Origin of the sequence: Bacillus cereus, from assembly GCF_015071065.1 — a bacterium.
GTDB classification, from domain to species: domain Bacteria; phylum Bacillota; class Bacilli; order Bacillales; family Bacillaceae_G; genus Bacillus_A; species Bacillus_A cereus_BA.
Genome location: NZ_VOVA01000001.1, coordinates 1005600 through 1018384, shown reverse-complemented (window position 1 = coordinate 1018384; position 12785 = coordinate 1005600). Strand labels below are relative to the sequence as shown.

Below are 12785 nucleotides of genomic sequence, written 5' to 3'. Positions count from 1 at the left end.
AGGCTTTTAATAATACTCTTTTCAGAGTACCGAGATTAACGAGAGTAGAACTCTACGATTAATGCTTCGTTGATTTCAGCTGCTAACTCAGAACGCTCAGCGTGACGAGTGTAAGTAGCTTCTAACTTATCAGCATCGAAAGTTAAGTATTCTGGTACGAAGTTGTTAACTTCGATCGCTTCTTTAACAACAACAAGGCTGTTAGATTTTTCGCGAACGCTGATAGTTTGGTTAGGTTTAACGCGGTAAGATGGGATATCTACGCGAGCTCCATCAACCGTGATGTGACCGTGGTTTACTAATTGGCGAGCTGCACGACGAGTGCGAGCTAAGCCCATGCGGTAAACTAGGTTGTCAAGACGAGCTTCAAGAAGGATCATGAAGTTTTCGCCGTGCTTACCAGGCATTTTACCTGCTTGGTCAAATGTGCGACGGAATTGACGCTCAGTCATGCCGTACATGTGACGAAGTTTTTGTTTCTCTTGTAATTGTAAACCGTATTCTGAAAGTTTCTTACGTTGGTTAGGACCGTGAGGACCTGGTGCGTAAGGGCGTTTTTCTAATTCTTTTCCTGTGCCGCTTAGAGAGATTCCAAGACGACGAGACAGTTTCCATGCTGGACCTGTATAACGAGCCATAGTTGACTCCTCCTTTAAAAATGTTTTTATTTTCGTAAAATAAAAACAGACGTAATCGATATTTACGGGTATTTTGTTTTCATGTACCTTCGCTCCAGCAGCAGGGAGTTACGAGATACACCTCCGCAGAGGAACAAAATACAAACGATAAACTCACATTACAAGGCTGCCTTTTTATTTTACACAAACGCTATTATATCTTTTACTTACAGTTTCGTCAAGAGACTCCCTTTTTGTTTTATGCAGATAAATTTTGGAAATTAACAAGAAGGAATTTAAAACAATATAAAAGAAAAGATAGAAACACAAATAAAACGCTTACATAAAATGTAGTAAAAACGTTCATCAGTTTTTTACTGGTGGATATGTGGCAATAAAGACATAAGGGGGATGTTTTTATGAAAAAGAAGCATATGGAGACAGCGTTAATTCATCACGGTTATACATCAGAGGAACATAAAGGAAGTTTAACACCACCTTTATTTCAAACGTCTACATTTACATTTGAGACTGCGCAGCAAGGAGAGGCGAGTTTTGCAGGAGAAGATCCATCTTATATTTACTCAAGACTTGGAAATCCGACTGTGAAATTATTTGAAGAGCGTATGGCGGTGTTAGAAGGAGGAGAAGAAGCGCTTGCCTTCGGATCTGGTATGGCAGCTATCTCTGCAACTTTAATTGGCTTTCTAAAGGCTGGAGATCATATTATTTGTTCAAATGGATTATATGGATGTACTTACGGTTTTTTAGAAGTATTAGAAGAAAAATTTATGATTACGCATTCGTTTTGTGATATGGAGACAGAGACTGATATTGAAAATAAAATTCGTCCAAATACAAAGCTCATTTTCGTTGAAACACCGATTAATCCAACGATGAAATTAATTGATTTAGAAAAGGTGATCGGGGTAGCGAAGCGAAGTGATTTGCTTGTTATTGTCGATAATACGTTTTGTTCACCTTATTTACAAAGACCTCTTGAGCTCGGTTGTGACGCCGTCGTTCACAGTGCGACAAAATATATTGGTGGTCACGGGGATGTTGTAGCGGGTATAACAATTTGTAAAATGAAAACGTTAGCTGACAAAATCCGTCCGATGCGAAAAGATATCGGGGGTATTATGGCGCCGTTTGATGCGTGGTTATTGTTACGCGGATTAAAAACGTTAGCGGTAAGAATGGATCGTCATTGTGATAATGCGGAAAAAATTGTATCGTTTTTGAAAAATCATGAAGCAGTAGAAGGTGTTTGGTATCCGGAAGGAGAATTAGCATCTCGGCAAATGAAACGAGGCGGGGGCGTTATTTCTTTTTCGATAAAAGGCGGGAAAGAGGAAACACAGTCGTTTATAAATGACCTCCATTTTATTACAATTGCCGTAAGTTTAGGTGATACAGAAACGTTAATTCAGCATCCAGCGACGATGACGCATGCAGCTATTCCAGCTGAACTAAGAAAAGAAATGGGTATTTTCGATAATTTAATACGCCTATCTGTCGGTTTAGAATCGTGGGAGGATATCGTTTCTGATTTAGAGCAGGCACTAAAGAAGATATCTACGGTTAGTAATCAATAAAAAGAGTGAGATATCGGTTTCGTACGTTACGTACTTAATCGATATCTCACTCTTTTCTTTTTACATATGTTTTAGGAGTGTTTCCACAAACTTTTCTAAATAGTGCTGATCTACTTCATCGAAACGATTTTTTTCAGGGCTATCAATATCGAGTACGCCAATGATATTTCCCTCTTTCATAATCGGTACAACGATTTCAGAATTAGAGGCACTATCGCAAGCGATATGTCCTGGGAATTGGTGAACATCTGCTACAAGCTGCGTTGTTTTTGTTTCAGCTGCAACGCCGCAAACGCCTCGCCCGAACGGAATGCGCACGCAAGCTGGCATTCCTTGGAATGGCCCAAGAACAAGCTGATTTCCTTCTGTTACATAAAAGCCAACCCAATTAACGCGATCTAAAAATTGATTTAATAGTGCGGACGCATTTGATAAGTTTGCGACTACATTCGGTTCGCCAGTTAATAATGCATCCAGTTGTTTAATTACTGTCTCATATTGCTCTTCACGAGATCCTGCATAACTTTCTTTTGTAAACATGGAAACAACTCCCTTTTTATCGAGATGTGTAAAATATTAGCAAAATACGATGTATTTCACATGACTTTGTCGATAGAAAATTAAAGGAATTTGTCTTAAAAGTCAAGAAATTTAAACTATAGCTGTTCAGTGAGGGGAAGTGAGCGCATGAAACAGACAAAACAAAAGGTAATTGATGCGGCAATATCGTTGTTTAATACGAAAGGTTATGACGGTACATCGGTGCGAGACATTGCAAAGCGAGCGGATGTGAATGTAGCGAATATTTCATATTATTTTGCTGGAAAGCAAGGTTTATTAGAACAGCTTATTACGGATTTTTTAGAAGGATATATTCACGTAATTGAAACGTCATTTGAACAGAGAGAATATTTATCGGCTAAAGATGTGATGGTGCAAATGGTGCGCGGGATTTTACGATATCAATTTGATAATAGAGAACTGACACGTTTTTTTTATAGAGAGCTTTCGCTTGATACGACATTAATTCGTGAAGTGATGACCGTTTATTTTTCTAGAGAAAGATATTATATAGAGCAAATCATTAAACAGGGGCAAATGAAACAAGAGTTTCAAAAGGTATCTTTTACAATGTTTATGACGCAATTAAAAGGCATGCTGAATATGCCATTTTTATATCCACAATATATATCAGAAGTACTACATTCTTTCCCATCCGAGACATTTTTCTTAGAAATGTACACGAAAGAAATTGAGCAATGGATGGAACGAACATTATATAAAGCGAGTATGTATTATGAACTGCCAAGAGCTGTTCATATGTGAAAAATCCCCACCTAACGAACTGAGGTGGGGATTTTTATATCTTGTTTTCTTTGCCATAAATTGTTGCATACTAGCGCAATAATTGGAGTTAACAAAAGCTGGAGAGTTATTTATAAAAAGAATGTTACCGATTTTGGAGCAAATAAATGCAGTGAAAACGGAAATGAAGGAATATCAAGAGAAGCGGAAAGTTTCAATAGGTATATTACCGAGTTTAGCGGCTCATTACATATCAAAGTGTAGGATACCCCCTCTGATTAAAGTTTCACTTTATTGCATTCATTTGAGGGTGGAGAGTATAATAAGCGGAATATTAAGAAAGATTACATTTGCATTTAAAGAAACATGAAATTTTAAAAAAAACTAGGTCAAAAACACGTCATTACATGGTATGATTAGAACATTGTTAGTTGTTAAATATAGGGGAATTCCCTTTTTATACATAATGCCTTCCATTTCATAAACGGAACGGACAAAAAAAGAGATAACTAGGAGGCTTTTTTGCATGGATTCTATCCTGACGATCGTTATCATTGTAGTAAGCTCTATTCTAGTGCTGCTCATGATAGAGCTTGTGATAAGAAATCGTTCATATAAAGATATTGAAGCACTGGAGCAGTGGAAACAAGAGATAAAAGATAAACCTGTGGCAGATGAACTAAAGCGGGTAAAAGATTTAAATATGACAGGTCAAACAGAAGAACTGTTTGGTAAATGGCGTGAAGAGTGGGACGAAATTGTATCAACAACTCTTCCGAAAGCTGAAAAAGATTTAGGGCAAGCGCGAAAATTCGCCTCGCAATTCTCCTTCCGCAAAGCAAAGCATGCGATGAAAGAATCCATAAGTGGTTTAGATGACGCTGATAATCGTATTACAGACATTTTAAATGAATTACAGCAACTGTTAGAAAGCCATGAGAAAAATAGCTCGGAAATTGAAGAGTTACGTGATACATATCGTAGTATGAAGAAGAGTGTTCTTGCTCATCGACATATGTATGGAGCAGCTGAGCAAAGAATTGAAGAGATGTTAGATGTTGAATCCGAGAAGTTCAAAACTTTTGAAGAGGCAACAGATAATGGTGATTATTTAAAAGCGAGAGAAATTGTTATTAGTTTAGAAGAAGGTTTAGCAAGTTTAGAAATCGTTATTCATCAAATTCCGGATTTATTGGTAGAGTGTCAAGTGACATTACCAATTCAGCTGGAAGATTTATTGCAAGGCCATGATGATATGATAAGACAAGGCTATATATTAGAGTATTTGGAAATTCCTAAAGAAGTCCGCGATATGACGACACAACTACAAACATGTTTAATGGATATACAGGAGCTTTATATAACGGAAGCAGCAGAAAAAGTAGAGAACTTAAAAACTCGTTTAGACAGTTTTTATGATCAACTTGAACAAGAAGTGCATGCGAAACATTATGTGGAGCAAAAAACACTGTCTGTTTATGAAGATTTAGAAGAAATTCGTACAGAAACAATTGAAACGAAAATAGAAACACAACTTGTGAAACAAAGTTATCAATTACAAGACAAAGACATTGAGTCACAAAAAGTAATTGAAAAGCAAATGCATATTTTAACGAAACGTTTTGAAGTGTTGCAAATCCGCGTTGCTGAACAAGATATTGCATTCTCTATTATTCGTGAGGAACTAGAAGAGGTTTATGAGCAATGTGAAACTTTAAAAGTACTTCATGCAGAATATAAAGAAATGCTGCAAACGATGCGCAAAGAAGAATTTGAAGTACGTGAGAAGTTACAAGAAATGCGAAATACAATTTTTGAGACGAAACGTTTTATGCAAAAGTCGAATTTACCAGGTCTTCCAGAGCGTATTATGGAAGATTTACAAAAAGGGCAAATGGCGATGCAAGCTGTATATGAGCAATTAGAAGTAAAGCCGTTAAATATGAATACCGTAAATAGCAGTTTAGAAGAAGCATACACAGTTGTGAATGGTGTATCTGAAATGACGGAAGAATTAATTGGACAAGCGTATTTAGTTGAAAAACTAATTCAATACGGTAACCGATATCGTAGTCATGATGAGAATCTTGCAGAAAGCTTAAATTATGCGGAGAAATTATTCCGTGAATATCAATACGATGCAGCTTTAGAACAAGCGGCTTCTATATTAGAGCAACTTGAACCTGGCGTTGTTCAAAAAATAGCTGAATATGTAGACAATGAGCAAACCCTTTAATAAAGGGTTTGTTTTTTTGTGTAATTTTGAAGACGATGTTGCTATAATGAATAGCGGAATACAGTAAGGTTGTTCGTTTCAAAATAAAGTGAAACCAGAAGTGATGGGGTTTCATCCACCACTGAGTATTAATCTTCACCACACAGGCTGCCTGCAAATGGCGGGGGAAAATGTACACTTTTATATAAAAACGGAACCTTTGAGTAGTCTTAGCGTAATTACACGTATTTGTGATATGATTATATGATGTGATAGCGCTGAAAGGGGAAGAACGATGATCTATTTTGATAATAGTGCAACGACAAAGCCATATCCAGAAGCTCTTCAATCGTACGTAACGGTTGCGGGGAAATATTTTGGTAATCCTTCTTCTATTCACTCGCTTGGAGGAGAGGCAGAGCGTCTATTAACACAATCGAGAACGATTGCGGCACAGCTCCTGCACGTTAAACCTTCTGAAATTATTTTCACATCAGGTGGAACGGAAGGGAATAACCTTGCGATTAAAGGAATAGCGATGAGGAATCGTTCGCGCGGCAAACATATCATTACAACAAATATTGAACACGCGTCTGTGTTTGAAGCATATAAACAATTAGAAGGTCTCGGTTTTGATGTAACATATTTACCGGTTAACGAGCACGGTGTTGTATCGGTAGAAGATGTAAAACGAGCGCTTCGTGAAGATACGATTCTTGTGTCGATTATTCACGTGAACAACGAGACTGGAGCGATTCAGCCCGTTGCTGAAATTGGAACATTATTATCGAATCATCCGAAAGTAAGATTCCACGTGGACCATGTACAAGGGATAGGAAAAGTACCACTTGATTTATACGCTTCTCATATTGATCTTTGTTCAATATCTGGGCATAAATTTCATAGTGTAAAGGGAACTGGGCTTCTTTATGTACGTGATGGCGTAAGGTTAGATCCAATTTTATCAGGTGGTCAACAAGAGCTAAAGTATCGCTCAGGTACAGAAAACTTACCTGGTATTGTAGCGATGGTGAAAGCACTTCGTATGACGATGGAACAAGTGAAAGAAAAGGTAGTTCATTTGCAAAGTTTACAAGCTGAGCTGGTTCGTTTCTTTAAAGAGATGGAAGATGTAACGATTAATACATCACTTGAATATGCAGCACCGCACATTTTAAACGTATCGTTTGTCGGTTTAAAACCAGAAGTGATCGTTCATGCTTTAGAAGAACACGGTGTATATGTATCAACGAAGTCTGCTTGTTCTTCAAAAGCAAATGAAGTGAGCCGAGTACTAGTGTCAATGGGAGTACCGCACGCCGCAGCTACAAGTGCGATTCGTATTAGTCTAGCACCGGACAACACGATGGAAGAAGTAAAACAATTTGAAGGTATTGTTAAAGAGACAATGCCAAAATTATATGAAGTGATGAGGTAAAGGAATATGATGACATATGAATATATTTTAGTCCGTTACGGAGAGATGACGACAAAAGGTAAGAATCGTTCTAAATTTGTAAGCACGTTAAAAGATAACGTGAAGTTCAAACTGAAAAAATTCCCAAACATTAAAATTGATGCAACACATGATCGTATGTACATCCAATTAAATGGCGAAGACCATGAAGCAATTTCTGAAAGATTGAAAGATGTATTTGGTATTCATAAGTTTAACTTAGCGATGAAAGTACCATCGGAATTAGAAGATATTAAAAAAGGTGCATTAGCAGCTTTCTTACAAGTAAAAGGTGCTGTGAAAACATTTAAAATTACAGTGCACCGTTCTGATAAGCGCTTCCCAATGAAGACGATGGAGTTACTTCCAGAAATCGGTGGGCACATTTTAGAAAATACAGAGGATATCACAGTAGATGTTCATAATCCAGATGTGAATGTACGTATAGAAATTCGCAGTGGTTATAGCTATATTATGTGTGGTGAGTACATGGGAGCTGGCGGTTTACCAGTTGGCGTTGGCGGAAAAGTAATGGTACTTCTTTCTGGTGGTATTGATAGCCCGGTAGCAACTTACTTAACGATGAAACGCGGCGTATCTGTGGAAGCAGTTCACTTCCATAGTCCACCTTTCACAAGTGAGCGCGCGAAACAAAAAGTAATCGATTTAGCACAAGAGTTAACGAAATACTGTAAACGTGTAACACTTCACCTTGTTCCATTTACTGAAGTGCAAAAAACGATTAATAAAGAAATTCCATCTAGCTATTCTATGACAGTTATGCGTCGTATGATGATGCGTATTACAGAGCGTATTGCAGAGGAGCGTAATGCACTTGCAATTACGACTGGTGAAAGTCTTGGACAAGTAGCGAGCCAAACGTTAGATAGTATGCATACGATTAACGAAGTGACAAACTATCCTGTTATTCGTCCGCTTATTACGATGGATAAATTAGAAATTATTAAAATTGCAAAAGAAATTGAAACGTATGATATTTCAATTCGTCCATATGAAGACTGCTGTACAGTATTTACACCAGCAAGTCCATCGACGAAACCGAAGCGTGAGAAAGCAAATCGTTTTGAAGCGAAGTACGATTTCGCGCCGTTAATTGAAGAGGCTGTAGCGAACAAAGAAACAATGGTATTGCAAACAGTAGAAGTAGTGGCCGAAGAAGAAAAATTAGAAGAACTTTTCTAAACCCATAAATTACCACATTCAAATGTGCATGAAGTCATGTTTTTTATCACACTCTATACTCACAAGGAGGTGATACAACATGGCAAGCACAAATAAATTAGCTGTATCTGGTGCTCAAGCAGCATTAGATCAAATGAAATACGAAATCGCTCAAGAGTTTGGTGTTCAACTTGGAGCTGATGCAACATCTCGCGCTAACGGATCTGTTGGTGGCGAAATTACGAAACGTCTAGTTTCACTAGCTGAGCAACAATTAGGCGGTTACCAAAAATAATCCCATATACGATGGCTTAGAAAGAGCGGGTTCTCCCGCTCTTTCTTTTTGTCGTTTTCGTCGTTATTTGCCGGTAAATCGATATGTTAAAAACATCGTCGCTATAAATCCATGCATCATTTCGACAAAAATATAAAAAAATTGTCAAAAGAAGAGGGTTCAAAATTTACTGAAAATTCTTTATTATATAAGGGAGGCATAGAAATAAAGGAGGATGTTTATGAAGAGAGAGGAATTGTTGGCGCCGCCGTCTTATAACTTAGTTTCGGAAATAGAGAAATATACGAATGATAAAGAGAAGCTTGCTTTAATTTGGCAAGATGATAAAGGGAATAGACGAGAAGTTACATATTTTGAATTAATGCAAGGTGCGAATAGAATTGGAAACGCTTTTATAAAAAGCGGTTTACAAAAAGGGGACAAGCTCCTTATTATGATGCCGCGCTTAATTGAAGCTTACATGACGTATATTGCTGCAATTAAAGCAGGATTTGTCGTAATTCCGAGTTCGGAAATGTTGCGAAAAAAAGATATCGAATATCGCATTGGACACGGGGAAGTAAAAGCGATTGTAAGTTATGAACCGTACATTGGACAATTTGATGACATAGAAGCGATGGACTCTCTTCAAAAATTCGTCCTGAGCGAGCAGTCAGTAGATGGATGGATCAATTTAAAAACAGCATTAGAAACAGAAAGTGACATGTTAGAAATAGTGAAAACAGATAAAGAAGATATGGTCTTTTTATCTTATACGTCAGGGACGACAGGAAATCCGAAAGGTGTCGTTCATACGCATGCATGGGCATACGCTCATTTACGTACGAGCGCCCCAAATTGGCTCGGAATTGAAGAGAATGATGTTGTATGGGCAACAGCTAGTCCTGGCTGGCAAAAGTGGATCTGGAGCCCATTTTTAGCAACTCTCGGTTCAGGTGCAACAGGATTTGTATATAACGGCAAATTTGAACCAAAAACATATTTAAATTTATTAGATGATAATAAGGTGAATGTGCTTTGTTGTACGCCGACTGAGTATAGATTAATGGCAAAGGTAGAAGACTTAACTGAGTACAATTTAGAAGCGTTACATAGCGCTGTATCCGCAGGTGAGCCGTTAAATAGAGAAGTCATTGAAACGTTCCAAAGGCATTTCGATATTACAGTAAGAGATGGATATGGACAAACGGAAAACACACTACTTGTTGGGATAATGAAAGGAATGGATATTAGACCAGGGTCAATGGGAAAACCAACGCCAGGAAACCACGTTGATATTGTAAATGAGGAAGGTATTCCCGTACAGGTAGGAGAAGTTGGTGATATTGCAGTTCACATTGAAACACCAGCCCTCTTTAAACAATATTATAAAGATGATGAGCGCACAGCAATGCAATTCCGCGGTGATTATTATATTACAGGTGATAAAGCGAAGAAAGATGAAGACGGCTATTTCTGGTTTGAAGGGCGCGGTGATGATATTATTATTAGCTCCGGTTATACAATCGGACCGTTTGAGGTAGAAGACGCTCTTGTAAAACATCCTTACGTAAGAGAATGTGCGGTTGTCGCAAGCCCTGATGAAATTCGCGGAAGTGTCGTGAAGGCATTTATCGTGTTAAGAGAGAATATAGAAAAGAACGAAGAAACATTGATTCCAGTACTTCAACAACACGTCAAAGAACTGACTGCACCATATAAATACCCTCGCAAAATTGAATTTGTAGATGAACTACCAAAAACGATTTCCGGAAAAATTCGCCGTATTGAACTTAGAAAACAAGAAATGGAGCTTCCTTCAAAATAATTTTGAAAATAGTGAAGTAAATAGTTGAATGAAATGTAAAACGTATGATATTATAAAAACGAACACAAGTTCGATTTTATAAACTAAAAAAAGAGGTGTCCGTATGATTTTAGGTATTAATCCGTACTTAGTTTTAGATGGTAGTGGGCAAGAAGCTGTACAACTTTATAAAGAGGCGTTAGATGCGAAAGTAGAAGTAATGCAAACTTTTGGTGATATGCCTGAAAATCCAGAATACCCTATTCCAGCTGAAGCGAAAGAGCGTGTTGCACATGCTCATTTAAAAATTGGTAATACGGAACTTATGATTTCTGATACATTCCCAGGTAAAGGGCATGCGATTGGATCTCAAGTAACGATTGCAATTCGAATTAGTAATGCAGAAAAAGCAAAAGAGGTATTTGATAAGTTACAAGAAGGTGGAGAAGTTATCATGCCACTTCAAGAAACGTTCTGGAGCCCAGCATACGGACAATTGAAAGATAAATTTAATATTGAATGGCAAATTACCACGAATCCTACTGAACAAAATTAATTTTTAGAAAAGCACCATTTTTTAATCGAAATGGTGCTTTTTTTATACGTTCTAATTTCGTAGACTAAAGGAAAAAGGGGATGAGTATATGGGAGAAATTTGGCATGGTGGAACCATTTATACAATGCGAGAAGAAGATGAAAAAGTGGAAGCTGTTTACGTTGAAAATGGCATTATCGTTGACGTCGGGAATAAAGAAGAGTTAGAAAACCGATATTCGGAAGTGAAGCTGTGCGATTTAAGAGGGGAAACGATGATTCCAGGGCTTGTTGATAGCCATATGCACCTTATTGGGCATGGGGAGAGGTTACTTCGTCTAGATCTATCAAATTGCAAATCTTATAGCGAAGTGCTTACCCTTGTTCAGAAGCGAGTAGAAGAAGCACCACAAGGAACATGGATTATCGGAGAAGGATGGAATGAAAATAATTTTACAGATACAAAACAAGTTCATGTACGGGATTTAGATGAAATCTCTAAAGAACATCCGATTTTATTAAAGCGCGTTTGTCGTCACGTGACATGGGTGAATTCATACATATTGGAACAAGCGAAAATAACAGAAGCGACGCAAAATCCAAAGGGCGGAAAAATTGGTCGTGATGCGTCAAATAAATTAACAGGCCTTTTATATGAACAAGGACAAGAGTTAATTAAACATGTTCAGCCCGAAATAGATGAAGCGTATTTGCAAAGTGCTCTGCAAACAGCAATTTCGGACTGCTGGCAATACGGATTAGTTGGCGGGCATACGGAAGATTTAAATTATTATGGCGGCTTTCAAAAAACGTACAATGCGTTTTCACATGTAATAAACGAAATGCCATTTAAAGCACATTTGCTCGTTCACCATGAAGTAGCGAATGAGCGAAAAGAATATGAAAATGAGCACTATATTGAATTTGGGGCGATGAAGATTTTTTCTGATGGCTCTTTTGGCGGAAGAACAGCTTTATTAAGTGAGCCGTATGAAGATGCGCAGGAAACGAATGGAGTTGCGATTTTTTCACGTGAAGAGCTTGCAGGATTAGTGAAGAAAGCTCGTGATTTACATATGCCAGTTGCGATTCATACAATCGGTGACTTATCGCTAGAATATGTCATTGATGCGCTTGAATTATATCCACCAGCAGAAGGATTACGTGACCGGATTATTCATTGCCAGCTTGCTCGTGAAGAATTAATTGAAAGAATGAAGAGTTTGCAAGCAATTATTGATATTCAGCCTGTCTTTGTTTCGTCAGATTTCCCGTCAGTTATTGAAAAACTAGGAGAACGTCGTCTTCGTTATGCGTATGCTTGGAAGACATTACTCGATGCAGGATTACACTGTAACGGAGGATCTGATGCTCCAATCGAACAAGTGAATCCGTTTTTAGGTATATATAGTGCTGTTACACGTAGAAGCTTTATTGACGGCGTATGCTATATGCCAGAAGAAAGATTAACGGTATATGAGGCTGTTTCTTTATTTACAACAGGAAGTGCGTATGCAATTGGAAAAGAAGCAAAGCGAGGACAAATTACAAAAGGATATGAAGCAGACTTTACGATATTAGACCGTAATGTTTTTGAAATTGAGGCGGAAGAAATAAAAGAAGTACAGGCAAAAATGACCGTCATTGATGGGGAAATTGTTTATAGAAAAGACGCGTGAAATTACATCGGCGATTGTTTGAATATATCGATTTTCCGACAAAAACTAACAATGGTAGCGACCGAGTAATAAGAGGAGGCTGTCCCAAAATACCCTTTGGGATAGTCTTAAAGCTACA

Annotated in this window: 11 protein-coding genes and 1 pseudogene; 10 read left to right on the top strand and 2 right to left on the bottom strand. The window is 37.8% G+C overall.

Annotated features, from left to right (window positions below):
• Positions 1-35: 35 nt before the first annotated feature.
• On the bottom strand, positions 36-638 hold the full coding sequence (gene rpsD, locus FT637_RS05320) for a 30S ribosomal protein S4 (RefSeq protein WP_002015568.1): 603 nt from the start codon (positions 636-638) through the stop codon (positions 36-38).
• 398 nt (positions 639-1036) lie between these two features.
• On the opposite strand from rpsD, the gene megL reads away from it, so the two are divergent.
• Entirely contained in the window at positions 1037-2215 is a 1179-nt protein-coding gene (gene megL, locus FT637_RS05315) for a methionine gamma-lyase (protein WP_193645402.1), read from the top strand.
• 60 nt (positions 2216-2275) lie between these two features.
• Here megL and FT637_RS05310 read toward each other — a convergent pair whose 3' ends face one another.
• Positions 2276-2755, bottom strand: a complete 480-nt coding sequence (locus tag FT637_RS05310) for a GAF domain-containing protein (protein WP_193645401.1) — start codon at positions 2753-2755, stop codon at positions 2276-2278.
• Positions 2756-2902: 147 nt separating this feature from the next.
• On the opposite strand from FT637_RS05310, the gene refZ reads away from it, so the two are divergent.
• The 9 genes and pseudogenes from refZ (at position 2903) to FT637_RS05270 (ending at position 12667) form a co-directional block, all read left to right on the top strand.
• On the top strand, positions 2903-3541 hold the full coding sequence (gene refZ / locus FT637_RS05305; RefSeq protein ID WP_193645400.1) for a forespore capture DNA-binding protein RefZ: 639 nt from the start codon (positions 2903-2905) through the stop codon (positions 3539-3541).
• 82 nt (positions 3542-3623) lie between these two features.
• Positions 3624-3785: pseudogene (locus tag FT637_RS30415) on the top strand (LysR family transcriptional regulator); the annotation flags it as partial.
• A gap of 261 nt (positions 3786-4046) precedes the next feature.
• Entirely contained in the window at positions 4047-5756 is a 1710-nt protein-coding gene (gene ezrA / locus FT637_RS05300; protein WP_193645399.1) for a septation ring formation regulator EzrA, read from the top strand.
• Positions 5757-6030: 274 nt separating this feature from the next.
• A complete protein-coding gene (locus FT637_RS05295; protein WP_193645398.1) occupies positions 6031-7173 on the top strand; it encodes a cysteine desulfurase family protein in 1143 nt (380 codons plus the stop codon).
• Between the two features lie 6 nt (positions 7174-7179).
• Positions 7180-8394 (top strand): tRNA uracil 4-sulfurtransferase ThiI, encoded by a 1215-nt coding sequence (gene thiI / locus FT637_RS05290; RefSeq protein ID WP_193645397.1) that lies wholly within the window; start codon positions 7180-7182, stop codon positions 8392-8394.
• Between the two features lie 79 nt (positions 8395-8473).
• Positions 8474-8668: an alpha/beta-type small acid-soluble spore protein gene (locus FT637_RS05285; RefSeq protein WP_000168891.1), complete on the top strand. Its 195-nt coding sequence runs from the start codon at positions 8474-8476 to the stop codon at positions 8666-8668.
• A 220-nt stretch (positions 8669-8888) separates the two neighbouring features.
• Entirely contained in the window at positions 8889-10475 is a 1587-nt protein-coding gene (mbcS, locus tag FT637_RS05280) for an acyl-CoA synthetase MbcS (RefSeq protein ID WP_193645396.1), read from the top strand.
• A 103-nt stretch (positions 10476-10578) separates the two neighbouring features.
• On the top strand, positions 10579-11010 hold the full coding sequence (locus tag FT637_RS05275; protein WP_002145380.1) for a VOC family protein: 432 nt from the start codon (positions 10579-10581) through the stop codon (positions 11008-11010).
• A gap of 88 nt (positions 11011-11098) precedes the next feature.
• A complete protein-coding gene (locus FT637_RS05270) occupies positions 11099-12667 on the top strand; it encodes an amidohydrolase (protein WP_193645395.1) in 1569 nt (522 codons plus the stop codon).
• Positions 12668-12785 lie beyond the last annotated feature (118 nt).